A 24,369-nucleotide genomic window follows, 5' to 3' on the forward strand; every position below is an offset into this window, starting at 1 on the left:
CAAGATCACCTACACATTCAGTTTCGTGAAAATTTCCATGCCGTCCGGTGTAACTGCTACTGTATGCTCGAAGTGAGCACACAATGAACCGTCTACCGTAACGACCGTCCAGTTATCTTCCAGCGTTCTGACATATCTGTCCCCTACGTTCACCATCGGCTCAATCGCGAGTACCATACCCGGTTTCAGACGTGGTCCGCGGTCCGCTATGCCATAGTTCGGAATTTGCGGTTCTTCATGCAGTTTTGCCCCGATGCCGTGACCCACATACTCTCTTACGACGGAGAATCCGGCGTCTTCAATAGTTTGCTGGATCGCATGGGAGATTGTAAACAAGCGCACATCCGGTTTGACTAACGCCAGTCCTGCGTACAAGGAGCCTTCCGTGACGTCCAGCAAGCGCTGAGCTTCATCAGAAATGCTGCCCACTCCGTAGGTCCAAGCGGAATCACCGTGATAACCGCGGTACTCTGCACCGATATCAAGCGTTATTATATCGCCTTCCATCAATTTGCGTTTACCCGGAAATCCATGCACCAATTGTTCGTTGACTGAAGCGCAAATGCTGGCAGGAAAACCGTTGTAACCTTTGAAAGACGGCACAGCACCTTGACTGCGAATGTATTGATCGGCGATTCTGTCGAGCTCTCCGGTTGTGATGCCAGGCTGGATAGCCTCAGCGATCAACCGGTGACTCTCGGCAACAATTCGACCAGCTTCCCTCATAAAGGCAAGTTCCTGCTCGGATTTACAAATGATCATTACATTAACCTCGCAACAAAGATACGATTTCGGAAGTAACGACATTGATTTCGTTTTCTCCGTTTACCTGACGCAAAAGACCTTTATTCTCATAAAACGCAAGCAGCGGTGCTGTCTTGTTATCATACTCATCCAGACGCTTGCCTACGCTCTCTTCGTTGTCATCCGGACGTTGATACAACTCACCGCCATCAATGTCGCAAATGCCTTCTTGCTTCGGCGGGTTGAAAATTAAATGGTAGGATGCTCCGCAAACTCTGCAGATTCTACGTCCCGTAAGACGCGCCATCAGCAGTCCACGGTCTACATTCAAGTTGATTACATGATCCAATGAAATATTGAGGCGGCTTAAGATATCTTCCAGCGCTTCCGCTTGCGAAAGGGTTCTTGGAAAGCCATCCAATAAGAAACCTTTTTCGCAATCGGACTGCTGAAGCCGTTCTTCAACGATCCCAATAGTCACATCATCAGGTACAAGCAAGCCTTGTTCGGTGTAAGATTTGGCCTTCAGTCCAACCGGAGTCCCCTGCTTGATTGCCAAGCGGAAGGCGTCACCTGTCGAAATATGCGGAATGCCAAGCTCTTTAACGATAACTGCTGCTTGTGTCCCCTTGCCTGCCCCAGGAGGGCCCATGAATAGAATGTTCACGATTTCTCTCTCCCCCCAAAAGTTCGCCACCAAGCAAGAAACAGCACAATAGGTGCCGGGAAGTCTGTAAATCTCATGCTTCGCCGGAACCTATCCACTATTTATTGATGAAGCCTTTGTAATGGCGTTTGATCAATTGGCTCTCGATCTGCTTCATGGTATCCAATGCTACACCGATAACGATCAGGATGGATGTACCACCAATCTGAACCGAATCAGGTAGACCGGAGAGCTTCCCGAAGAATACAGGAAGTACGGATATAAACGCCAAGAACAGCGCGCCGGACATAGTCAGACGGGACATTACCTTGGTGAGATATTTCTCCGTTGCTTTACCAGGACGAATGCCCGGGATATAACCGCCATTCTTCTTCATGTTATCGGCCATCTGCTGTGGATTCATCTGAACAAACGTATAGAAGAACGTAAATCCAATAATCATCAGCACATACAGAACCATACCGAGAGGCTCATTAAACTTCAGGTTGCCAGCAACCCATTTCGCCCACTCATGTGTTGACCAGAAGCTGGAGAGTACAACCGGGAATTGCAGTAGAGAAACAGCGAAAATGACAGGAATAACGCCTGCTGCGTTAATCTTCAGCGGAATATGCGTATTCTGTCCACCATACATCTTGTTACCGACTACGCGTTTGGCATATTGCACAGGAATCTTACGAATCCCTTGCTGTACGAAGATTACTCCAACAATAATCGCCGCAACCAAGATCAACACGATAACGACTTTAAGAATATTAAGGAACATCTGATCCGGCTGTATAAAGCTGGACTGAGCCGTAGCCGTGATATGTCCCGGTATGGCAGCGACGATTCCCGCAAAAATCAGGATCGAAATCCCGTTTCCTATTCCCTTTTCCGTGATCTGCTCACCCAGCCACATCAGGAACGATGTACCTGCAGTCAGAATGATCGCGATAAGCAGGTAATCCGCAAAGGTTGCATTCGGAATCATCTCAGTGCTGTAGATCCGGTTGAATCCGATTGAAGTCGCAAACGCTTGAATCAGACCGAGCACTACTGTGCCGTAACGGGTGACTTGCGCCAGTTGCTTTTTCCCGTGCTCCCCTTGTTTAGCCCATTCGGCAAACTTAGGGATAACATCCATCGACAGTAATTGCACGATGATCGATGCTGTAATGTACGGGTAAATACTAATCGCAAAAATCGAGAAGTTTTTGAGCGCTCCGCCCGAGAAGGTGTTCAGAAGACCCATCAAAGCGTCGCCGCTTTGATTTGTTGTTTCCAGTACTTCTTTGTTCACACCAGGAACCGGTACAAACGAACCGAGTCGGTAGATGATCAGAACGAACAGGGTAAACAGGATCTTTTTGCGCAAATCTTCAATATGCCATATATTCTTAAGCGTCTTGAACATTAGATCACCTCGGTTTTACCGCCGGCAGCCTCGATTTTCTCTACCGCAGATTGAGAGAACTTATTTGCTTGTACAGTCAATTTAACGGCTAGTTCGCCGTTACCGAGAATCTTAATGCCGCTTTTGGAATTCTTGACAACACCAGTTTCAATCAGCAACTGTGGAGTCACTTCAGTTCCTTCAGCAAAGCTATTCAGATCTTCCAGGTTCACAATCGCATACTCTTTACGGGTAGGATTGATGAAACCACGTTTAGGCAGACGACGATAGAGTGGGTTTTGTCCACCCTCGAAGCCGGGACGAACACCACCGCCGGAACGGGAGTTTTGACCCTTATGACCGCGACCGGAAGTTTTTCCGTTACCGCTACTAGGTCCGCGACCAACGCGATTGCGTTCTTTGCGGGAACCCGGAGCTGGAGCAAGTTCATGTAACTTCATCGTTTGCACCTCCTTATGTTTGTTAATTTATGCGAGGCGTTTAGCCTTCGATTTCTGTAACGGACAGCAAGTGGCTCACTTTGTTGATCATTCCGCGAATTGCAGGAGTGTCATTGTGAACCACGGACGAGTTAGTCTTACGCAGGCCGAGCGTCTTAACAGTAACACGTTGTGTTTCTGGACGTCCAATTACGCTGCGTACGAGGGTAATTTGCAATTTTGCCATTGACGTTCCCCTCCTTAACCGCGCAATTCTTCGACAGATTTGCCGCGAAGTTTCGCGACCTCTTCAATGCGTTTCAGACGGGAAAGACCCTCTAAAGTTGCATTGACCATGTTCATGGAATTCGAAGAACCCAAAGATTTTGTCAAGATGTCGCCAACGCCTGCCAATTCCAATACCGCACGAACTGGACCGCCGGCAATAACGCCAGTACCTTCCGATGCTGGTTTCAGCAGCACGCGTCCTGCGCCGAAATGTCCAGTAACCAGATGGGGAATCGAAGTTCCTACGATTGGAATGTGAATCAGGTTTTTCTTGGCGTCTTCAATGCCTTTACGGATGGCATCCGGAACTTCGCCGGCTTTACCGATACCAGCACCAACGTAGCCGTTGCCATCGCCCACAACAACAAGTGCACTAAAGCTGAAACGGCGTCCGCCTTTTACAACTTTTGCTACACGGTTAATGTGTACAACTCTTTCTGTCAGCTCTAAACTGTTCGGATCTACACGCAAGTCGTTAACCTCCTTTTAAGAAATATTCTAGAATTCAAGACCAGCTTCGCGAGCTGCATCAGCCAAAGCCTGAATTCGTCCATGGTACAAGTATCCACCGCGGTCAAATACAACCACTGCATAACCTTTAGCTTTAGCACGCTCAGCGATCAGTTGACCTACTTTGCTTGCAGCTTCAACGCTGCCGCCATTGCCGATTGTAGCGCTCAGATCTTTATCAAGTGTCGAGGCAGATACGATTGTAACGCCTGTCACGTCATCGATCAATTGAGCGTAGATGTGTTTCGAAGAACGGAACACGTTCAAACGTGGACGCTCAGTAGTTCCCTGGATTTTTTTACGAACACGCAGGTGTCTTTTGAGACGAGCCTTGTTTTTATCCTCTTTTGTAATCATGACTTCCCTTTCACTCCCTTCAGTTTGCCGTAAACAGCTTCACTTTAAGATGCACGGGGTATCTTACAATGAAGAGTAAGCCGATTATTTCTTCTTACCGGCTTTACCTTCCTTGCGGATGATACGCTCGCCTTCATATTTGATACCTTTACCTTTATACGGTTCTGGTTCACGTACGGAACGGATTTTGGCAGCATAAGCGCCAACGCGTTCTTTATCGATACCTTTAACGATGATCTTCGTGTTCGCAGGAACTTCGAACTCGATGCCCGCTTCCGGTGTAATTTCAACCGGGTGGGAGTAACCAACGTTCAGAACGATTTTATCTCCGGATTTGCTTGCACGATATCCGACCCCAACCAGCTCCAGAGATTTCGAGAAACCTTCAGTCACACCGCTTACCATGTTGTTGACAACGGAGCGGGTTGTGCCGTGAAGTGAACGATGCAATTTGTTGTCCGACGGGCGGACAACGGTGATTTCGTTATTTTCAACTGTAACCTTCATGTCTTTATGAAGCTCACGAGTCAAAGTGCCCTTAGGACCTTTTACTGTAATAACGGCGTTGTCCAAAGTGACATCTACACCGCTAGGTACTGCGATTGGTTTGCGACCAATACGAGACATGTGTTGCACCTCCTTATCTTGTGACGTTTATTACCAAATGTAGCAGACAACTTCTCCGCCCGATTTTGATTGACGAGCTTCTTTGTCGGTCATAACTCCCTTAGATGTGGAGATAATCGCGATTCCTAGGCCGCCGAGTACACGAGGCACTTCATTGCTCTTCGTGTAAACGCGAAGGCCTGGTTTACTGATTCTTTTCAGACCAGAGATAACACGCTCTTGGTTAGGGCCGTATTTCAAGAAGATACGGATAATCCCTTGTTTGCTATCTTCAACGAATTCCGCATCACGGATGAAACCTTCACGCTTCAAGATGTCCGCGATTTGTTTTTTCATAGTAGAAGCAGGCATTTCTACTGTCTCGTGACGCACAGTGTTGGCGTTACGAATACGAGTAAGCATATCTGCAATAGGATCAGACATAGTCATGTGTGTAAACCTCCTTCCCGTTTATAAACTTCTTACCAACTTGCTTTTTTCACGCCAGGGATCTGGCCTTTATAAGCTAACTCACGGAAACAAATTCTGCAAATTTTGAACTTTTGCAGTACCGAATGTGGACGACCGCAACGCTCACAACGTGTATATGCACGTACTTTGAACTTAGGCTCGCGTTGTTGTTTAACTTTCATCGAAGTTTTTGCCACTTTAGCCTGACACCTCCTAAACAGTTTCGGAGAAATGGATGATTCTTACTTAGCGAAAGGCATTCCCAGCTGATTCAGCAGCTCACGGGATTCCTCATCCGTCTTTGCAGTCGTTACGATAACGATGTCCATACCGCGGACCTTATCCACTTTGTCATACTCGATTTCTGGGAAGATCAGTTGTTCTTTAAGACCAAGCGTGTAGTTACCACGGCCGTCAAAGGCTTTAGTGGAAACACCGCGGAAGTCACGTACGCGTGGAAGCGTTACGTTGAACAATTTGTCCAGGAAGTAATACATACGCTCGCCGCGCAGTGTTACTTTAACCCCAATCGGCATATTTTCGCGCAGTTTGAAACCGGCGATGGATTTTTTAGCTTTAGTGATTACTGGCTTTTGACCAGCGATCAGTTGCAAGTCATTAACTGCAGCATCAAGTACTTTGGAGTTCTGAACAGCGTCACCCACACCCATGTTGATGACAACCTTCTCGATCTTAGGTACTTGCATAACAGTTGTATAGTTAAACTTCTGCATCAGAGCAGGTGTTATTTCATTCAAATAACGTTCTTTCATTCTTGCTGCCATGAAGATTTACCTCCTTTCTTTAGGACTGTATTAGTCGATAATCTCTCCGGATCTCTTTGCTACCCGAACCTTCTTACCGTTATCGAGTACTTTGTAACCGATACGAGTAACTTTACCGCTCTTCGGATCGATGTGCATTACGTTGGACACATGAATCGAAGCTTCTTGTTCGATGATTCCGCCTTGCGGATTCAACTGGTTAGGCTTCTGGTGTTTTTTCACCATGTTCACGCCTTCTACCAGGACGCGGTTTTCACGAGGATAAGCAGCGATGACACGGCCTTTTTTACCTTTGTCTTTCCCGCTGATCACAAGTACCACATCATCTTTCTTCACATGCAGTTTATTGTTATGGGATTCCAGAACTTTTTTCACTCTAGGCATTTATTACACCTCCTATGACTAACCTTCTCAGAACTTCACGTTACTTTAGGGGTAACTTTTTTAGATTACTTCCGGTGCCAAGGAAACGATCTTCATGTAGTCTTTATCGCGAAGTTCGCGAGCAACTGGTCCGAAGATACGTGTTCCGCGCGGGCTTCTGTCGTCTTTAACAACAACAGCTGCATTTTCGTCGAATGCGATGTAAGAACCGTCTTTACGGCGCACAGAACGTTTAGTACGAACAACCACCGCTTTAACAACATCACCCTTTTTGACAACGCCGCCTGGTGTTGCTTGTTTAACGGAACAAACGATCAGATCACCGATTGCTGCTGTACGGCGTCCAGTACCACCCAGTACGCGGATACACATCAGTTCCTTCGCACCAGAGTTATCAGCCACATGCAAACGTGTAAATGGTTGAATCATTATTAATTTCCTCCTTCCGGAAAGGCTCTGCTCATTATCTTAGATGATAACCGCTTTTTCAACCACTTCAACAAGTCTCCAACGTTTGTCTTTAGACAAAGGACGAGTTTCCATGATTTTTACAGTATCACCGATTTTAGCAACGTTTTCCTCATCATGTGCTTTGAATTTATTCGTAGACTTGATGCGTTTGTGATACAAATTGTGTTTCTTATAGGTTTCAACAGCAATTACGATGGTTTTATCCATTTTGTCGCTGACTACTTTACCGATCAGCACCTTACGTGCATTACGTTCTTCGCTCATAGTTAGCCTCCTTCCTGATTACGGATCATTAATCCGCCCTCACTTAGCTGATCCCGAGTACTCTTTGATGGATAACGGTTTTAGCACGAGCTATTTCCTTACGCACATCACGAATCCGAGTCGGGTTATCCAATTGGCCAGTTGCCAATTGAAAACGGAGATTGAAAAGTTCTTCTTTGAATCCTGCGATCTTTTGTTCAATCTCGGCAGTGGTTAAGTTGCGAAGTTCATTAGCTTTCATTTGCTTCACCACCCAATTCTTCACGTTTCACAAACTTAGTCTTGATAGGCAGCTTGTGAGCGGCAAGACGCATCGCTTCACGAGCGATTTCTTCCGACACGCCTCCGAGTTCGAACATAATCTTGCCCGGTTTAACTACGGCTACCCATTTCTCAACGTTACCTTTACCACTACCCATACGAACCTCAAGAGGTTTTTGAGTAATAGGCTTATCTGGGAAAATCTTGATCCAAACTTGACCGCCACGTTTGATGTAACGTGTCATTGCGATACGGGCAGCTTCGATCTGACGGTTAGTGATCCAAGACGGCTCCAAAGCTTGCAAGCCGAATTCGCCGAAGTTCAATTCGGTACCGCCTTTTGCCATACCCTTCATGTGACCGCGTTGTTGCTTGCGGTGTTTAACGCGTTTTGGTACCAACATGATTAGTTGCCTCCTTCCTGAGCAGCTTGTTTCTTAGCTGGGGGAAGAACTTCTCCACGGTAGATCCATACTTTTACACCGATACGGCCGTAAGTAGTATGTGCTTCAGCCGTTCCGTAATCGATATCGGCACGAAGCGTATGAAGTGGAACTGTTCCTTCGCTATAACCTTCTGAACGGGCAATCTCAGCGCCGCCAAGACGTCCGCCAACTTGAGTTTTAATTCCCTTTGCACCGGAACGCATAGTTCTTTGAATCGCTTGTTTCAGAGCACGACGGAACGATACACGACGTTCCAATTGTTGTGCAATGCTTTCAGCAACAAGAATTGCATCCAGTTCAGGGTGCTTAATTTCGTTGATGTTGATGTGAACCTTTTTGCCACCAGCGATAGTTGTAACTGCGCTGCGAAGTACTTCTACTTCTGCTCCGCCTTTACCAATTACCATACCTGGTTTAGCAGTGTGAATTGTAACGTTCACGCGGCTTGCCGCTCTTTCGATCTCGATGCGGGAAACAGCGGAATCCTTCAACTTACCTTTAAGGTATTCCCGGATTTTGACGTCTTCCATTAAAAGAGTACCGAAATCTTTGCCTGCATACCATTTAGATTCCCAATCGCGAATAATTCCGACTCGGAGTCCGACTGGATTTACCTTTTGACCCACGTGTTATCCCTCCTTATTTCTCAGATACCACCAAAGTAATGTGGCTGGTACGTTTATTGATCCGACTTGCACGGCCCATGGCGCGTGGACGGAAACGCTTCATCGTAGGACCCTGGTTAACGAAAACTTCGCTAACGAACAAACTGTTCACGTCCATAGAGTAGTTATGCTCAGCATTGGCGATCGCCGAGTTAAGCAACTTCTCAACTACTGGAGAAGCGGATTTTGGAGTGTGGCGAAGAATTGCAATTGCTTCCCCCACTTGCTTGCCGCGAATCAAGTCAACAACCAGTTTCGCTTTGCGAGCGGAAATCCGCACCGATCTTGCATGTGCTTTTGCTTCCATTGTTTTCCCTCCTCTCGAACGAAGACCTTAATTATCTTCTTGTTTTCTTATCGTCACCCGCGTGGCCTTTGTAAGTACGTGTTGGCGCGAACTCGCCCAACTTGTGACCTACCATATCTTCCGTTACGTATACTGGCACGTGTTTACGGCCGTCATATACACCAAACGTATGTCCGATAAACTGAGGGAAAATGGTAGAGCGACGGGACCAGGTTTTAACAACGACCTTCTTATCTGCCTCGTTCAATTCCTCAACTTTTTTCAGCAGGTAGCCATCGATGAACGGCCCCTTCTTTAAACTGCGACCCATGTGTGAATCCTCCCTTCATCCGGTTCTTCAAACCGCGAATCGACGCTTCGCGTTAAGCTAACTTGCCAGAAGCGTCTTATTTCGTGCGGCGGCGAACGATATATTTATCAGATGCCTTGTTTTTCTTACGCGTTTTGTAGCCGAGGGTTGGTTTGCCCCAAGGAGACATAGGCGATTTCCGTCCGATTGGAGCGCGGCCTTCACCACCACCGTGTGGGTGATCGTTAGGGTTCATTACAACACCGCGTACTTCAGGACGTTTGCCCAGCCAGCGACTGCGTCCGGCTTTACCAATCTTGATCAGTTCATGATCACCGTTACCTACGGATCCGATCGTTGCACGGCATACGCTGAGGATTCTGCGAACTTCACCGGAAGTCAAACGAACAGAAACGTATTTTTCTTCTTTACCCAGCAATTGAGCTTCTGTACCGGCAGCGCGTACCAACTGGCCGCCCTTGCCTGGTTTAAGTTCAATGTTGTGGATAACTGTACCGACTGGAATGTTCGCCAGCGGAAGGCTGTTACCAATTTTGATGTCAGCCGCAGGGCCGGACTCAATCTTATCCCCAACTTTAAGGCCTTGAGGAGCGAGGATGTAACGTTTCTCTCCATCGGCATAGTGGATCAAAGCAATATTGGATGTACGGTTCGGGTCATACTCGATCGTAGCAACGCTACCTGGTATGCCGTCTTTTGTACGTTTGAAGTCGATGATACGGTATTTACGTTTGTGTCCGCCGCCATGGTGACGAACTGTAATTTTACCTTGGTTGTTACGGCCCGCATGTTTGAACAGCGGCGCAAGCAAAGATTTCTCTGGCTCATTTGTTGTGATTTCTTCAAACGTAGACACGGACATGTTACGTCTGGCCGGAGATGTCGGTTTGTACTTTTTGATTGGCACTGTATTCCCTCCTTACTTTACAGAGTATTATTCTACCGCTTCAAAGAATTCGAGCGGTTTGCTGTCCGGGCTGAGCTTCACGATGGCTTTTTTCCACTCTGGAGTATATCCGGAGTATTTGCCGTAACGTTTCAGTTTGCCAGGTACGCGCATTGTGTTCACACTAACTACTTTAACTTTGAAAATAGCCTCGACAGCTTTTTTGATTTCGGTCTTGTTAGCACGGATATCCACTTCAAAAGCGTATTTCAATTCGCTCATGTATTCGGATGTGCGTTCCGTAATCACCGGACGTTTGATAATATCACGAGGATCTTTCATTACGCGAACACCTCCTCTACCTTCAGAACTGCTTCTTTAGTGATGATCAGTTTGTCGTACGTCAGTACGTCAAGAACATTGATGCCGTCAGCCGCTACGAATTTCACCCCAGGGATGTTACGAGCGGAAAGTGCCACATTGTCATCATAGCTAGGAGCTACGATCAGGGCTTTGCTGCCTACTTTAAGATTGTTCAGAATCGCCGCGAATTCTTTCGTCTTCGGAGCATTCATTGTCAAGCTATCCAATACGATGATGTCATTCCCGAGTACTTTCGAGGACAACGCGGATTTGATGGCCAAACGGCGAACTTTCTTAGGCAGTTTCCAGGAATAGCTGCGTGGTGTTGGTCCGAAGACTACGCCGCCGCCTTTCCATTGTGGAGAACGAATGGAGCCTTGACGAGCACGACCTGTACCTTTTTGTTTCCAAGGCTTACGTCCGCCGCCACGCACTTCAGAACGTCCTTTTACTTTATGTGTACCACGACGAAGGGAAGCTCTTTGCATAAGCGCAGCTTCGTGCAGAACATGCACATTCGGTTCAATACCGAACACTGTATCGCTCAATTCAACTTCGCCAACTTCGTTACCACTAATATTAAAAAGTGTTACTTTTGGCATTTCATGTTCCTCCTTTCTTCAGTAATTATTTCTTAACGGTTTGTTTAACTTTCACAAAGCTGTTTTTAGGACCTGGAATAGCGCCTTTAACCAGCAATACGTTACGTTCAACGTCTACTCTGATGATTTCAAGCTTTTGAACCGTTACGGTCGTGTGACCCATATGTCCTGGCAGGCGTTTGCCCTTTGGAACACGGTTAGCTTGGATGGAACCCATGGAACCTGGTCTTCTGTGGTAACGCGATCCGTGTGCCATTGGTCCGCGGCTTTGTCCCCAGCGTTTGATAACACCTTGGAAACCTTTACCCTTAGATGTACCTGTTACGTCAACAAATTCGCCTTCAGCGAAGATATCAACCTTCAGCTCTTGTCCAACCTCGAGTGCCCCGAGGTCAACACCGCGAATTTCGCGAACGTAGCGCTTAGGTGTTGCATTTGCCTTTTTGGCGTGACCCTGTTCAGGCTTGTTGGAGCGACTTTCCTTCTTGTCGGAAAAGCCCAACTGCGCTGCTTCATATCCGTCGATATTCAGGTCTTTCTTTTGCAGTACCACACAAGGACCAGCTTCGATAACCGTAACCGCGATTACGTTACCTTCTGGAGTAAACACTTGAGTCATACCGAGTTTTTTTCCTAAGATACCTTTCAATGTTGACACCTCTTTTCTTTTCCTAGTTGCTTTAATAGATAGTATTACAATTTGATTTCGATATCTACACCGGACGGTAGATCCAAGCGCATCAAGGCATCCACAGTTTGTGGTGTTGGGTTCACAATATCGATCAAACGTTTGTGAGTCCGTTGTTCAAACTGTTCACGGGAATCCTTGTACTTGTGTACCGCACGGAGAATAGTAATGATTTGCTTCTCAGTTGGCAGCGGGATCGGCCCGGATACACCAGCACCCGAACGTTTTGCTGTTTCAACGATTTTCTCTGCGGATTGATCAAGAATTCTGTGGTCGTATGCTTTCAAGCGGATACGAATTTTTTGCTTTGCCATTTTAGTCCCTCCTTCTATCGCCCAATTTATTATCGGACATACTCCGTGAAAATTTTCTGACGTCGACCTCATGGCAAAGGGGCCGGGTGTGTCAGTAACCTCTCACATCATCGCAACGTCTCAGAACAACATTTATTATTATATATAATAGGCGGACACTTTGCAAGCGAAAATACAAAACAACTCATGATTTTTTTCACAAGTTGTTTTCTTTCTATATATATGGCACATATGTAGTCGTTCCTAATTAAAGACCCTCTGTAGCTGATCGGAAATACTCCGCTGAGGCGGCAGATTGTGCCGTTGTAGAGCCGATTCCTTCGATAGTTTGAATCAACACTCTTATCTCTTGTTCTACGGTCACAATTTCCTGGGTGCTGGTCTGCATGGAATCCACGATTTCACTAAACAGCCGGCTGGTCTCAAGCGATTGATGTTTACCGCTCTTAGTCAGTTCCTGTACCTTGCGGATCTCTTCAACAACCTGAGAGGTCAGCCTCCCTGATAGATCGGTTAGCTCGCCGATGCGTACAACTGTATTCTTGGTATCCTCGGCTAGCCGGTTGACCTCCTGCGCAACTACGCTGAAGCCTCTACCATGCTCTCCAGCCCTCGCAGCTTCTATAGTAGCATTGAGTGAAAGAATTTTGGTCTGATCAGCAATTTCCTGAACAGCTGCAACAATCTTCTGGATCTGCCGAGATGAGCTGCTTAGTTCATCCACCGACCGTTCCATTTCATTGGTGCTTTCATAAATCAGATGAATTTGACCGGTAAGGCTGTCCAAGTGCTCATGCCCGTCCCTAGCCATCCCCTGAGACTCCTTAGCCGAACTTGCAGTTCGTTGGAACGTACTACTCACTTCGTTACTGCTTGCCACCAGCTGCTCTACAGCAGCGTTAGTATCCATACTGAGATCTATTAGCTCACCGCTGAATTCTGCAATTTTTTGCTTCAGTTCATTTTTTACAATTAAGTACTGCTCTTCCTTCTCTCTGGTGTTTTCCTTCTCATACGCTTCCAGTACCAGCTGTTGTTCCAAATTCAGCAGTTTGGTTATGGTCTGAACCACTTTTAAGGTCTCGTTTTCTTTCAGGGATTGATTATATACAGCTGTAATAAATACATTCTGCAGGTTTTGAAAAGCCGACAAATACCATTTCGGCTCCAGTCCGACTCTCTTATGAATCTTCGCAATGCTGAGACGTTTGGCAATATAATGTTCATCAACGTTTCCATCGAAGATTTCAATAATATGCTGCTTTAAAGTCTTTTTTAACCGTTCAATACTGCTGTGTTCAAGGATAATCGCTTCCAGTTTACCGACTCCAAGCACAGTCTTGTAAAACTGGTCGGTTATGATGTCGATATCTCTTTCTACAACCGGTTTCAATAGACGCAGAAGCGTAAGATCTTCCTCAGTCAAGTCAATCATTCGCATCTGTTCATTGAGTTCCTCATGCCCGTCAAGGGTATGAAAAGACTGTGTGGCAGTGGGTACAAGATTCTTGCTGTCCATTGAGTGCACTTCGGGAGATTCCTCGCTTGTGTTACGTGATGTTAGACCATGCATAAAAGAAAAAGGACATTTCCCCATACTTCCACTCTCCCTGAATTTCCTGAAAATAACATCGCTGATATAGAAATATTTTACTCTATGGATAGAATAATTGTAAAGAATTTTAAGTAATATTTTGTTGAATAATGTTGAAAAATAAGTTATTCGGACCGTTATTTTGTCGTATATTGTCGTTTCTAGATTCTATTCTTTCATTTCTGCCATTTGATTCAGTGCTTTTAGATCTAAAATGTCTACCGTTCTTTTACGGACCGTGATAATCCCCATACTTTCCAGATAATTCAGCTTGCGGCTAAGTGTTTCGGCAGTGGCTCCAATCATAGCGGCGAACTCTTTTTTGGCAGCCGGCAAATCAATGCTGTTACCTTGTACACGGGAGGAATCCTCCGATTGATTTCTGTTATGCAGATAAAGCAGCAACCGGGCGAGGCGTTTTTCTACATCATATATATGCATTGCACCAGCCAGCTCTTCGGCTTGATGCAACTGTTCGCTCATTGACATTAAAAAGCTGAATGCAAGCGCCGCGTTGTTCTCCAATAAAGGAACAAATTGTTTGCGGTGCATCCGGCATACACTTCCACTCTCTACAACTTCGGCTGTTACATAATTTTGTTTGTGGTGCAGCAAAGCAAACTGTCCGAAATAGTCGCCGGGGAACAGGAATCGGAGGATATGCTGCTTGCCTTCTTTATTGCTCTGCGTGAGCTTAATGAGGCCACTCTTCACTACAAAAAGCGAATCTGACTCTTCTCCCTCTCGGAATACAAGACTTCCTTTAGCATAATAGCTCGATTCTACTATCGCTTCTACCATTACCAATTCTTCATCTGATAGATTCTTGAATACGGGCACCTGAGAAACACAAGAATGAGAATTGCATACTGTGCATTCCATTCACTCACCATCCTTTCCGCTATTCTCACCATAACAAGGATCCTAGTGCTGCCCAGTGACTGCCCTCACAACTTTTTTTAAAAAACTTGATCTGCATCAAGGAATATATTATCAATATCCGTCACAATAGGTCCTATAGAGAGATCTAAAGGAGATGGAGTATCTATGCTGCAATATACCTTCGAAGATATGAAAAGTATGGACAGATCTGTGCTTGGCAACATGGTTCCGCTTGAATTATTCCGCACCATCCGCCTTATCGGAATGAACCAGGGTCTCCCCCTTGGCGGTAAAGGAACTACACTTACTGTTGGCCGAAAAATCGGTGAGAGTCTACCAGTGAACACACTCGAGGAGTTACTACAACTATTCGAGGATTTGAAAATAGGGATTCCACGCATCCTGCATGAGGATGACCGCAAGATCAACATCGCGGTGGAGGACTGCTTTTGTAAAGGTCTCCCGACGCTGGAGGAAGAGAAGCTGATTTGTGATTTGGAAGGAGCTATTCTGGAAGGGGCTTTATCCAAAATCATGGGAAGACGGATATCCGTCAGAGAAGTAAAATGCAATGCTGCAGGTCATGAGCATTGTGAGTATGAAGTTAAACTTTAAAACAATAATAAAAACGAAGGTTGGGATTAATGATGGAGAAAAAGACATTAGTAGAGGCAATTCAATATCAGGAGGAACGGTTTACAAAAAAAATCCTGTTTCAAAAAGGCGATAGTGTAATGTTTATGCTTAATTTCATGCCAGACCAACAGCTTCCAGCGCATAAGCATCCCGGAGCAGATGTATTCATCCTTGCTCTGAAGGGAAACGGCATCATTAATGTTAACGATGTAGAGCAGGATCTAGCTGAAGGTGATATTATCCACCTCGCCGGTGATGAATCCTTTTCCTACCGTAACAATGGTCATCAGCCTGCAAGTTTGCATGTGGTAATATCCAAAGTTCCAGGCCCAGCGTACACCCAAGAAATATCCTAATCGTTTCTTTTGAATTCAACTCTATTTCCGGGTCTTTATAAGGAAATAGAGTTTTTTTTATGCAAAAAAACAGGGAATCTTCCGGAGAAGAATCCCTGCCTTTATGGTTCAGCACTATCCTAACGGATAGAACCGAATTATTTTTGGATGGAAGCTACGCTACCTGCTCCAACTGTACGTCCGCCTTCGCGAATGGAGAATTTAGTACCTTCTTCAATAGCGATTGGGGAGATCAGGGAAACAGTTACTGTGATGTTGTCACCAGGCATAACCATTTCAGTACCTTCTGGCAGGTTGATGATGCCAGTTACGTCAGTTGTACGGAAGTAGAACTGTGGACGGTAACCAGTGAAGAATGGTTTGTGACGTCCGCCTTCTTCTTTAGTCAGAACGTAGATCTGAGCAGTGAACTCAGTGTGTGGTTTAACGGAGTTCGGCTTAGCAATTACTTGGCCGCGCTCGATCATGTTACGGTCAACACCACGCAGAAGTGCGCCGATGTTGTCGCCTGCTTGAGCGGAATCCAGCAATTTACGGAACATTTCTACGCCCGTAACTACGGATTTCTTAGTTTCTTCATGAATACCAACGATTTCGATTTCTTCTCCGACTTTAACTGTTCCGCGTTCTACGCGACCAGTTGCCACAGTACCGCGGCCAGTAATGGAGAATACATCTTCGACAGGCATCAAGAAAGGCTTGTCAGTTTGACGCTCTGGAAGCGGAATGTACGTATCAATCGTTTCGAACATCTCAACGATTTTTTGTGCATAATCGCCATCAGGGTTTTGAAGAGCTTCACGAGCAGATCCACGGATGATTGGAGTATCATCGCCTGGGAAATCATATTCGCTCAGCAAGTCGCGAACTTCCATTTCAACCAGTTCAAGCAACTCTTCGTCTTCAACCATGTCGCATTTGTTCAAGAATACAACGATGTAAGGAACGCCTACTTGACGGGACAGCAGGATGTGTTCGCGAGTTTGTGGCATAGGGCCGTCAGCTGCGGATACAACCAGGATAGCTCCGTCCATTTGCGCTGCGCCAGTGATCATGTTTTTAACATAGTCGGCGTGACCAGGGCAGTCTACGTGTGCGTAGTGACGGTTAGGAGTTTCATATTCAACGTGAGCTGTGGAGATAGTGATACCACGTTCGCGTTCTTCAGGAGCCTTATCGATTTGGTCGAATGCTACAGCAGCGCCACCGTATTTTTTGGACAATACAGTAGTGATTGCAGCAGTCAGAGTTGTTTTACCATGGTCGACGTGACCAATAGTACCGATGTTAACGTGTGGTTTGTTACGTTCAAACTTTGCCTTTGCCATTTGAACAGTTCCTCCTTATTGTGGGGTTCCTTATATTTGAGCCGCCGGGCTAGTTGCTTATCTAGGATGACTGATCGGTTGTACCCGGACAGCAAGTTAAAACAGTTAATTATTCTCCGCCTTTGTTCTTAGCAACGATCTCTTCCGCAATGGATTTAGGAACTTCTTCATAGTGAGAAAGCTCCATGGAGAATACGCCGCGTCCTTGAGTACCAGAACGGAGTGTTGTGGAGTATCCGAACATTTCGGAAAGAGGCACCTTCGCACGGATAATTTGCGCTCCACCACGGGAATCCATACCTTCGATCCGACCGCGACGGGAGTTCAGCATACCCATTACATCACCCATATATTCCTCAGGAACAGTTACTTCCACTTTCATGATTGGCTCAAGCAGGACAGGCTTACACTTGTCTTTAGCTGCTTTGAGTGCCATCGATCCGGCAATTTTGAACGCCATTTCGTTGGAGTCAACATCATGATAAGAACCATCAACGATGGTAGCCTTAACGTCAACAAGCGGGAAGCCTGCAATAACGCCGTTTTTCATTTGCTCTTCAATACCGGCAAGTGCAGGAGCGATATACTCTCTAGGAACAGAGCCACCGACTACTTTACTTTCGAACTTGCTGCCAGTACCTGGCTCGAGAGGTTCAAATTCAACCCATACGTGACCATACTGACCGCGACCGCCGGATTGGCGAACGAATTTACCTTCGACACGAGCTGGTGCTTTGAATGTTTCGCGGTAAGCAACCTGTGGTTTACCCACATTGGTTTCTACTTTGAATTCGCGGCGCATACGGTCGATGATAATATCAAGGTGAAGCTCACCCATACCTGCCAGGATCGTTTGGCCTGTTTCTTCATCAGTGTGAGCACGAAGAGTTGGATCCTCTTCAGTCAACTTACCGAGAGCAACACCCAGTTTATCTTGGTCAGCTTTGGTTTTTGGTTCAACTGCGATTTCGATAACCGGATCAGGGAAGTTCATGGACTCCAGAATAACCGGATGTTTCTCATCACAAAGTGTATCGCCAGTACTTGTGTCCTTCAGACCAACGGCTGCCGCGATATCACCAGCGTAAACGATGGAGATTTCTTGGCGGCTGTTCGCATGCATTTGCAGGATACGGCCGATACGCTCGCGTTTGTTCTTAGTAGCGTTAACTACATAAGAACCGGATTCCAGAATACCGGAATACACGCGGAAGAACGTGAGTTTACCTACATAAGGGTCTGTCATGATTTTAAATGCCAGTGCTGAGAATGGTTCTTCGTCCGAAGAGTGGCGAACCGCTTCAGTTCCGTCATCCAGATGACCTTGAATAGCCGGTACATCCAGTGGGGATGGCAGGTAATCAACGACAGCGTCCATCATCAGTTGGACACCTTTGTTACGGTAGGAGGATCCGACAATTACAGGGAAGATCTTAACTTCTACAACGCCTTTGCGCAGAGCAGCTTTGATCTCATCAACTGAAATTTCTTCGCCTTCCAGGTACTTCATAGTCAGATCTTCGTCAAGTTCTGCTACTTTCTCGATCAACTCAAGACGCAGCCCCTCAACTTGTTCCAGATATTCAGCCGGAATGTCCGTTACTTCAATATTTTGACCCAGATCGTCTTTAAACATATGAGCTTTTTGCTCAACCAGGTCAATAATACCAATGAAGTCGTTTTCGGCACCAATTGGCAGTTGAATAGCAACTGCATTGGCTTGCAAGCGATCACGCATGCTGTCGATAACGTTTAGGAAATCCGCACCGATGATATCCATTTTATTTACATATGCGATCCGGGGAACGCCATAACGGTCAGCCTGTCTCCATACGGTTTCAGACTGAGGCTCAACGCCCTCTTTCGCACTGAAAACGCCTACTGCCCCATCCAATACACGAAGGGAACGTTCAACTTCAACTGTGAAGTCAACGTGTCCAGGGGTATCAATGATATTGATGCGGTGACCTTTCCATGCAGCAGTTGTAGCAGCGGAAGTAATAGTAATCCCGCGCTCTTGTTCTTGCTCCATCCAGTCCATTGTAGCAGCACCCTCGTGAACTTCACCGATTTTGTGCGTACGGCCTGTATAGAATAGAATCCGCTCAGTGGTAGTAGTCTTACCAGCATCAATATGCGCCATGATCCCGATGTTGCGTGTATTTTTTAAGGAGAACTCTCTTGCCATGAATTGGATCTCCCTTCAAAATATAAGTTATTTGAACGGCCTTAAATCCTACCAGCGGTAGTGAGCAAACGCTTTGTTTGCTTCAGCCATTTTGTGCGTGTCTTCACGTTTCTTAACGGAAGCGCCTGTGTTGTTGGAAGCGTCGATGATCTCAGCCGCCAAACGCTCTTCCATCGTCTTCTCACCGCGGTTGCGTGAGTAGTTCACGAGCCAACGTAATCCCAAAGCAGTACGTCTTTCAGGTTTAACCTCGATAGGCACTTGGTAGTTAGCACCGCCGACACGACGAGCTTTAACTTCCAATACCGGCATAATATTCTTGATGGCAGCTTCGAAAACTTCCATCGGATCTTTGCCTGTGCGTTCTTGAATCAACTTGAACGAATTGTACAGAATGCTTTGAGCGACACCTCTTTTACCACCCAGCATAATACGGTTGATCAAACGAGTAACCAACTTGCTATTATACAATGGATCTGGCAATACATCTCTCTTAGTAACTGGACCTTTGCGTGGCATGGATATCCCCCTTTCTCAATGTTTATTATTCAGATATTCTTAACTTATTTCTTTGCTTTAGGACGTTTTGCACCATACTTGGAACGAGCTTGCATACGGTTAGCAACGCCTGCTGTATCCAAAGCGCCACGAACGATGTGATAACGAACTCCTGCAAGGTCCTTAACTTTACCTCCGCGCAGCAATACAACACTGTGCTCTTGAAGGTTATGTCCAATACCCGGAATGTAAGCAGTCACCTCAAGACGGTTCGTCAAACGAACACGGGCATACTTACGAAGCGCGGAGTTTGGTTTACGTGGAGTCATTGTGCCTACACGAGTGCACACACCGCGTTTTTGCGGGGCGCTCAAATTTGTAGTCTCACGCTTGAGGGCGTTGAACCCTTTTTGAAGAGCGGGAGATTTGGATTTTTCGATTTTGGCTTGACGGCCTTTACGAACCAGTTGATTAATAGTTGGCATTGTTGTGCCACCCCCTTCCTGAAATAGTAATCTATTTACGAACATTAAGTCCACAGACCCAGGCGGTTCATAAAAAGACAAATGAAAAGTCTTTGTTGCCGAAGTGTACCCCGGTACAAAAACGCTTCTCGTGCTATTGTTTTAAGACGGCTGCCATAGCAGCACCAACTTCTATACCGCAAGCTTTGCCCAAATTCAGCATCGTGTCCACATAAGAGACCTTCACACCTTGTTTGTTACAAAGCATAACAATTCTGGAAGTAAGCCGTTGATCTCCGTCCTCTGCCACATAGACTTCTGCGGCTTGGCCCAACTCTACCGCCTTGACGGTTTGTTTGGTACCGATCTTGACCTGAGCATCCTGCAGTCCTCTATCATCAGTCATGATAAATCATTACCTCCAATGAACAAGAATAACCAGGCTACTCACGCACCTTAGACATATTAGCATTATCAGTAGATGATGTCAAGAGAATCGGCAATAAATTTATTAATATTCACAGCAGGCAGCAGCGCCACGTCTATAAATAGCCGTGGCATAATCAACTGCCCGCCATGATTATTTAACTATTCAGCAGGAACCGTTTCTAAAGCTTCTTGCGAGCTTTCGACATTCGGATCACTCAGCTTCACATTACGGTAACGATTCATGCCAGTACCTGCAGGAATCAACTTACCGATAATAACATTTTCTTTGAGTCCAAGCAACTTATCTACTTTACCCTTAATTGCAGCATCAGTCAAGACGCGGGTAGTTTCTTGGAAGGAGGCCGCAGACAGGAAGGAATCTGTCTCCAGGGATGCCTTAGTAATACCGAGCAGTACCGGTTTGGCAACTGCAGGCTCATTACCAGAAAGAATGGCTTCCTTATTCGCAGCTTCGTATTCATGAATGTCCGCAAATGCACCTGGCAAGAGATTCGTATCACCAGCATCGATAATACGGATTTTGCGCAGCATCTGCTTAATCATAACTTCAATGTGCTTATCATTGATCTCAACGCCTTGGTTACGGTATACACGCTGTACTTCTTGCAGAATGTAGTTTTGTACCCCGCGGATCCCTTTGATGCGCAACATTTCTTTAGGGTCGATCGAACCGTCAGTCAGCTCATCGCCAGCTTCAATCTCCTGGCCTTCACTGACACGCAAACGCGAACCGTAGGTGATGGAATAAGTCTTAGATTCAGCTTCACCTTGAACCTCGATTTCGCGGCGGTCCTTGGTTTCGCGGATTTCCTTGATTACCCCGTCAATTTCACTGATTGTAGCCTGACCTTTAGGGTTACGGGCTTCAAACAACTCCTGGATACGCGGCAAACCTTGCGTGATGTCATCACCGGCAACACCCCCGGTATGGAACGTACGCATTGTAAGCTGGGTTCCCGGCTCACCGATGGATTGTGCCGCGATAATACCGACAGCTTCACCGATTTCCACGAATTTACCTGTTGCCAGGTTACGTCCGTAGCATTTCTTGCAGACACCGTGACGCGCACGGCAGCTCAGCACAGAACGGATCTGCAGTTTGGTCACACCAGCGTTAACAATCGCCTCAGCTTTGTCGGAGTCAATTAGATCGTTGCGGTGAACGAGGATTTCCTTCGTTTCCGGATGACGTACAGTTTCAAAGGAGTAGCGGCCTTCAATACGGTCGTACAGATCTTCGATAACTTCCTTGCCATCTTGAATACGGCTGACGGTGAAGCCTTTATCGGTACCACAGTCTTCTTCACGGACAATAACGTCTTGGGCAACGTCAACGAGACGACGGGTCAAGTATCCGGAGTCGGCTGTACGCAGCGCTGTATCGGCCAGACCTTTACGCGCTCCGTGAGTGGAGATAAAGTACTCGAGGACGGTCAGACCTTCACGGAAGTTCGCTTTGATTGGCAATTCGAAAATCCGTCCCGATGGTGTAGCCATCAGTCCGCGCATACCACCCAGCTGGGTAATCTGCGATTTGTTACCACGCGCTTTGGAGTCAACCATGAGCATGATGGAATTGAAACGGTCCATCGATTTCAACAACACGTTGGTAAGATCATCCTTCGTCTTCGACCAGATCTCAATAACACGGTCATACCGTTCGTCATTGGTGATCAGACCACGGCGATATTGGTTGGCAACCACATCGACCTTAGCCTCGGACTCTTTCAGGATTGTAGCTTTTTCCTCCGGAACGATAACGTCCGATACGGCAACCGTAACACCGGAACGTGTGGAGTACGTAAAGCCGAGTTGCTTGATTTTATCCAAAATCACAGACGTTTTGGTCGTGTGATAGGTTTCGAAGCAGCGGGCAATAATCAGACCCAGGTATTCCTTACCTACAGCACTTGCTTCCGGAGCATTCATAATCAGCTCACGGATGTCCGCGCCTTTTTCATAGATAAAGTATTTCTCTGGTGTGCCTTGCAGCAGGTTTGTTTTGGTCGCTTCATTGATATAAGGGAAGCTGCTAGGATAGATCTCGTTAAAGATGATCTTTCCGACCGTAGTAATCAGCATTGCGCCTTGTTGCTGTTCTGTAAAGCAGGTTTTACCCAGAGCCTTAACAGGAATAGCTACACGGGCGTGCAGACCTGCGGTTCCACGCTGGTAAGCTGAAACAGCTTCGTTCACGGTGCGCAGAATCATACCCGTACCCTTTTCTTCCTTGTTGTCCATGGTCAGGTAGAACGTACCGAGGACCATATCCTGGGAAGGAGTAACAACCGGTTTGCCGTCCTTAGGGTTCAGGATGTTACCGGAGGCCAGCATGAGCAGACGTGCTTCCGCTTGAGCTTCTGCAGACAGAGGAACGTGCACCGCCATTTGGTCACCGTCAAAGTCGGCATTGTAAGCCGTACATACGAGCGGGTGAAGACGGATAGCATGACCTTCTACCAGAATCGGTTCAAAAGCTTGAATACCGAGACGGTGAAGTGTAGGGGCACGGTTCAGCAGAACCGGATGCTCTCTGATTACTTCTTCAAGCACATCCCATACTTCAGGACTTACACGCTCAACTTTACGTTTTGCGCTCTTGATGTTATGGGCCAAGCCCTTGTTCACCAATTCTTTCATAACAAACGGTTTGAAGAGTTCAAGCGCCATTTTCTTTGGAAGTCCGCATTGGTACATTTTGAGATACGGTCCTACAACGATAACGGAACGTCCGGAATAGTCAACCCGTTTACCGAGCAAGTTCTGACGGAAACGTCCTTGTTTACCTTTCAGCATATGGCTGAGCGATTTGAGCGGACGGTTACCAGGACCCGTTACAGGGCGGCCGCGACGGCCGTTGTCGATAAGTGCATCGACAGCTTCCTGAAGCATCCGTTTCTCATTCTGCACGATAATATCAGGAGCACCCAGATCAAGCAGTCTTTTCAGACGGTTGTTCCGGTTGATTACGCGACGGTAGAGGTCGTTAAGGTCAGACGTAGCAAAACGGCCACCATCCAATTGAACCATCGGGCGAAGCTCCGGAGGAATAACCGGAAGCACATCCATGATCATCCAATCAGGCTTGTTGCCGGAGTTGCGGAACGCTTCAATAACTTCCAGACGTTTGATCGCCCGGTTGCGGCGTTGGCCTTGGGCGGTGCGAAGCTCTTCCTTGAGGAATTCCAATTCCTTCTCGATGTCGATATCCTGAAGCAGCTTCTTCACAGCTTCGGCACCCATGCCGGCTTGGAAACCGTAGCCGTATTTCTCACGGTAGCTGCGGTATTCTTTCTCGGACAGCAGTTGTTTCTTCTCCAGCGGCGTTTCACCTGGATCGGTTACAACATAAGATGCAAAGTAGATGATCTCTTCAAGCGATCTCGGGGACATATCGAGTGCCAGACCCATACGGCTTGGAATACCTTTGAAATACCAGATATGAGATACAGGAGCCGCCAGTTCAATGTGGCCCATACGTTCGCGGCGAACTTTAGCACGGGTAACTTCCACGCCGCACCGGTCGCACACTACGCCCTTATAACGGACGCGTTTGTATTTACCACAGTGACATTCCCAGTCTTTTTGCGGTCCGAAGATACGTTCGCAGAAAAGACCTTCTTTTTCCGGCTTCAATGTACGATAGTTAATGGTTTCCGGTTTTTTCACTTCTCCGCGGGACCAAGAACGAATCTTCTCCGGAGAAGCAAGCCCGATTTTCATGAATTCAAAATTGTTAACGTCCAACAAGGAGCAACCCTCCTTAACC

At 46.6% G+C, this 24,369-nt stretch carries 34 protein-coding genes; 2 read left to right on the forward strand and 32 right to left on the reverse strand.

Annotation, left to right across the window (positions count from 1 at the left end):
- Nucleotides 1-9: 9 nt before the first annotated feature.
- The 26 genes from map to H70357_RS30745 all read right to left on the reverse strand — a co-directional run bounded on the left by map (nt 10) and on the right by H70357_RS30745 (nt 14,599).
- Nucleotides 10-762 (reverse strand): type I methionyl aminopeptidase, encoded by a 753-nt coding sequence (gene map / locus H70357_RS30625; protein ID WP_038597047.1) that lies wholly within the window; start codon nt 760-762, stop codon nt 10-12.
- A 4-nt stretch (nt 763-766) separates the two neighbouring features.
- The gene (locus H70357_RS30630; RefSeq protein ID WP_038597049.1) at nt 767-1,411 is read right to left on the reverse strand and encodes an adenylate kinase; all 645 of its coding nucleotides are present in this window, start codon (nt 1,409-1,411) and stop codon (nt 767-769) included.
- Nucleotides 1,412-1,508: 97 nt separating this feature from the next.
- On the reverse strand, nt 1,509-2,807 hold the full coding sequence (secY, locus tag H70357_RS30635; protein ID WP_038597052.1) for a preprotein translocase subunit SecY: 1,299 nt from the start codon (nt 2,805-2,807) through the stop codon (nt 1,509-1,511).
- Nucleotides 2,807-3,247: a 50S ribosomal protein L15 gene (gene rplO / locus H70357_RS30640; protein ID WP_020427058.1), complete on the reverse strand. Its 441-nt coding sequence runs from the start codon at nt 3,245-3,247 to the stop codon at nt 2,807-2,809. Before rplO ends, secY begins: the two co-directional genes overlap by 1 nt.
- Nucleotides 3,248-3,287: 40 nt before the next feature.
- On the reverse strand, nt 3,288-3,473 hold the full coding sequence (gene rpmD / locus H70357_RS30645; RefSeq protein ID WP_019908243.1) for a 50S ribosomal protein L30: 186 nt from the start codon (nt 3,471-3,473) through the stop codon (nt 3,288-3,290).
- Nucleotides 3,474-3,487: 14 nt separating this feature from the next.
- Nucleotides 3,488-3,985, reverse strand: a complete 498-nt coding sequence (gene rpsE, locus H70357_RS30650) for a 30S ribosomal protein S5 (RefSeq protein ID WP_036652980.1) — start codon at nt 3,983-3,985, stop codon at nt 3,488-3,490.
- 27 nt (nt 3,986-4,012) lie between these two features.
- The gene (rplR, locus tag H70357_RS30655; RefSeq protein WP_038597055.1) at nt 4,013-4,381 is read right to left on the reverse strand and encodes a 50S ribosomal protein L18; all 369 of its coding nucleotides are present in this window, start codon (nt 4,379-4,381) and stop codon (nt 4,013-4,015) included.
- An 84-nt stretch (nt 4,382-4,465) separates the two neighbouring features.
- Nucleotides 4,466-5,008 carry a 50S ribosomal protein L6 gene (gene rplF / locus H70357_RS30660; protein ID WP_038597058.1) on the reverse strand — a complete coding sequence of 181 codons (543 nt, stop codon included), beginning with the start codon at nt 5,006-5,008 and terminating at the stop codon, nt 4,466-4,468.
- Between the two features lie 30 nt (nt 5,009-5,038).
- Entirely contained in the window at nt 5,039-5,437 is a 399-nt protein-coding gene (gene rpsH, locus H70357_RS30665) for a 30S ribosomal protein S8 (RefSeq protein ID WP_019908239.1), read from the reverse strand.
- 32 nt (nt 5,438-5,469) lie between these two features.
- Nucleotides 5,470-5,655 (reverse strand): type Z 30S ribosomal protein S14, encoded by a 186-nt coding sequence (locus H70357_RS35550; RefSeq protein ID WP_036589425.1) that lies wholly within the window; start codon nt 5,653-5,655, stop codon nt 5,470-5,472.
- A 45-nt stretch (nt 5,656-5,700) separates the two neighbouring features.
- Nucleotides 5,701-6,243, reverse strand: a complete 543-nt coding sequence (rplE, locus tag H70357_RS30670; protein WP_038597061.1) for a 50S ribosomal protein L5 — start codon at nt 6,241-6,243, stop codon at nt 5,701-5,703.
- Nucleotides 6,244-6,273: 30 nt separating this feature from the next.
- Nucleotides 6,274-6,627 carry a 50S ribosomal protein L24 gene (gene rplX / locus H70357_RS30675; protein ID WP_019908235.1) on the reverse strand — a complete coding sequence of 118 codons (354 nt, stop codon included), beginning with the start codon at nt 6,625-6,627 and terminating at the stop codon, nt 6,274-6,276.
- A 60-nt stretch (nt 6,628-6,687) separates the two neighbouring features.
- Nucleotides 6,688-7,056: a 50S ribosomal protein L14 gene (rplN, locus tag H70357_RS30680; protein ID WP_019908234.1), complete on the reverse strand. Its 369-nt coding sequence runs from the start codon at nt 7,054-7,056 to the stop codon at nt 6,688-6,690.
- 39 nt (nt 7,057-7,095) lie between these two features.
- Nucleotides 7,096-7,362 (reverse strand): 30S ribosomal protein S17, encoded by a 267-nt coding sequence (gene rpsQ / locus H70357_RS30685; protein ID WP_038597064.1) that lies wholly within the window; start codon nt 7,360-7,362, stop codon nt 7,096-7,098.
- Nucleotides 7,363-7,405: 43 nt separating this feature from the next.
- On the reverse strand, nt 7,406-7,603 hold the full coding sequence (gene rpmC / locus H70357_RS30690) for a 50S ribosomal protein L29 (protein ID WP_019908232.1): 198 nt from the start codon (nt 7,601-7,603) through the stop codon (nt 7,406-7,408).
- Entirely contained in the window at nt 7,593-8,027 is a 435-nt protein-coding gene (rplP, locus tag H70357_RS30695; RefSeq protein WP_036652954.1) for a 50S ribosomal protein L16, read from the reverse strand. The genes rpmC and rplP overlap by 11 nt, the downstream gene beginning before the upstream one ends.
- A gap of 2 nt (nt 8,028-8,029) precedes the next feature.
- Nucleotides 8,030-8,695, reverse strand: a complete 666-nt coding sequence (gene rpsC / locus H70357_RS30700; RefSeq protein WP_038597067.1) for a 30S ribosomal protein S3 — start codon at nt 8,693-8,695, stop codon at nt 8,030-8,032.
- A 13-nt stretch (nt 8,696-8,708) separates the two neighbouring features.
- On the reverse strand, nt 8,709-9,041 hold the full coding sequence (rplV, locus tag H70357_RS30705; RefSeq protein WP_019908228.1) for a 50S ribosomal protein L22: 333 nt from the start codon (nt 9,039-9,041) through the stop codon (nt 8,709-8,711).
- Between the two features lie 31 nt (nt 9,042-9,072).
- Nucleotides 9,073-9,351, reverse strand: a complete 279-nt coding sequence (rpsS, locus tag H70357_RS30710; RefSeq protein ID WP_038597069.1) for a 30S ribosomal protein S19 — start codon at nt 9,349-9,351, stop codon at nt 9,073-9,075.
- Nucleotides 9,352-9,427: 76 nt separating this feature from the next.
- Complete coding sequence (gene rplB, locus H70357_RS30715) at nt 9,428-10,258, reverse strand: 50S ribosomal protein L2 (protein ID WP_038597071.1); 831 nt, start codon at nt 10,256-10,258, stop codon at nt 9,428-9,430.
- A 27-nt stretch (nt 10,259-10,285) separates the two neighbouring features.
- On the reverse strand, nt 10,286-10,579 hold the full coding sequence (gene rplW, locus H70357_RS30720) for a 50S ribosomal protein L23 (RefSeq protein ID WP_019908225.1): 294 nt from the start codon (nt 10,577-10,579) through the stop codon (nt 10,286-10,288).
- On the reverse strand, nt 10,579-11,202 hold the full coding sequence (gene rplD, locus H70357_RS30725; RefSeq protein ID WP_038597074.1) for a 50S ribosomal protein L4: 624 nt from the start codon (nt 11,200-11,202) through the stop codon (nt 10,579-10,581). The genes rplW and rplD overlap by 1 nt, the downstream gene beginning before the upstream one ends.
- Nucleotides 11,203-11,227: 25 nt before the next feature.
- A complete protein-coding gene (rplC, locus tag H70357_RS30730) occupies nt 11,228-11,851 on the reverse strand; it encodes a 50S ribosomal protein L3 (protein ID WP_038597077.1) in 624 nt (207 codons plus the stop codon).
- Between the two features lie 44 nt (nt 11,852-11,895).
- Nucleotides 11,896-12,204: a 30S ribosomal protein S10 gene (gene rpsJ / locus H70357_RS30735; RefSeq protein WP_017692074.1), complete on the reverse strand. Its 309-nt coding sequence runs from the start codon at nt 12,202-12,204 to the stop codon at nt 11,896-11,898.
- A 247-nt stretch (nt 12,205-12,451) separates the two neighbouring features.
- Nucleotides 12,452-13,723 carry a globin-coupled sensor protein gene (locus H70357_RS30740; RefSeq protein WP_197073631.1) on the reverse strand — a complete coding sequence of 424 codons (1,272 nt, stop codon included), beginning with the start codon at nt 13,721-13,723 and terminating at the stop codon, nt 12,452-12,454.
- Between the two features lie 243 nt (nt 13,724-13,966).
- The gene (locus tag H70357_RS30745) at nt 13,967-14,599 is read right to left on the reverse strand and encodes a Crp/Fnr family transcriptional regulator (protein ID WP_197073632.1); all 633 of its coding nucleotides are present in this window, start codon (nt 14,597-14,599) and stop codon (nt 13,967-13,969) included.
- Nucleotides 14,600-14,845: 246 nt separating this feature from the next.
- Between H70357_RS30745 and H70357_RS30750 the strand changes: the two genes are divergently transcribed.
- Both H70357_RS30750 and H70357_RS30755 read left to right on the forward strand, forming a co-directional pair.
- On the forward strand, nt 14,846-15,295 hold the full coding sequence (locus H70357_RS30750; protein WP_038597084.1) for a V4R domain-containing protein: 450 nt from the start codon (nt 14,846-14,848) through the stop codon (nt 15,293-15,295).
- A gap of 29 nt (nt 15,296-15,324) precedes the next feature.
- Nucleotides 15,325-15,672 (forward strand): cupin domain-containing protein, encoded by a 348-nt coding sequence (locus tag H70357_RS30755; RefSeq protein ID WP_231578343.1) that lies wholly within the window; start codon nt 15,325-15,327, stop codon nt 15,670-15,672.
- A 137-nt stretch (nt 15,673-15,809) separates the two neighbouring features.
- On the opposite strand, the gene tuf is transcribed toward H70357_RS30755, so the two are convergent.
- The 6 genes from tuf to rpoC form a co-directional block, all read right to left on the reverse strand.
- Nucleotides 15,810-17,000 (reverse strand): elongation factor Tu, encoded by a 1,191-nt coding sequence (tuf, locus tag H70357_RS30760; RefSeq protein ID WP_038597087.1) that lies wholly within the window; start codon nt 16,998-17,000, stop codon nt 15,810-15,812.
- A 109-nt stretch (nt 17,001-17,109) separates the two neighbouring features.
- Nucleotides 17,110-19,188 (reverse strand): elongation factor G, encoded by a 2,079-nt coding sequence (gene fusA / locus H70357_RS30765; protein WP_038597089.1) that lies wholly within the window; start codon nt 19,186-19,188, stop codon nt 17,110-17,112.
- A 48-nt stretch (nt 19,189-19,236) separates the two neighbouring features.
- Nucleotides 19,237-19,707 (reverse strand): 30S ribosomal protein S7, encoded by a 471-nt coding sequence (rpsG, locus tag H70357_RS30770; protein WP_036652908.1) that lies wholly within the window; start codon nt 19,705-19,707, stop codon nt 19,237-19,239.
- 44 nt (nt 19,708-19,751) lie between these two features.
- The gene (gene rpsL, locus H70357_RS30775) at nt 19,752-20,171 is read right to left on the reverse strand and encodes a 30S ribosomal protein S12 (protein WP_038597092.1); all 420 of its coding nucleotides are present in this window, start codon (nt 20,169-20,171) and stop codon (nt 19,752-19,754) included.
- Nucleotides 20,172-20,304: 133 nt separating this feature from the next.
- Complete coding sequence (locus H70357_RS30780; protein ID WP_038597095.1) at nt 20,305-20,556, reverse strand: ribosomal L7Ae/L30e/S12e/Gadd45 family protein; 252 nt, start codon at nt 20,554-20,556, stop codon at nt 20,305-20,307.
- 182 nt (nt 20,557-20,738) lie between these two features.
- Complete coding sequence (gene rpoC, locus H70357_RS30785; RefSeq protein WP_038597098.1) at nt 20,739-24,350, reverse strand: DNA-directed RNA polymerase subunit beta'; 3,612 nt, start codon at nt 24,348-24,350, stop codon at nt 20,739-20,741.
- Nucleotides 24,351-24,369 lie beyond the last annotated feature (19 nt).

The sequence above is a fragment of the Paenibacillus sp. FSL H7-0357 genome, assembly GCF_000758525.1.
In the GTDB taxonomy this organism is placed as follows: domain Bacteria; phylum Bacillota; class Bacilli; order Paenibacillales; family Paenibacillaceae; genus Paenibacillus_AQ.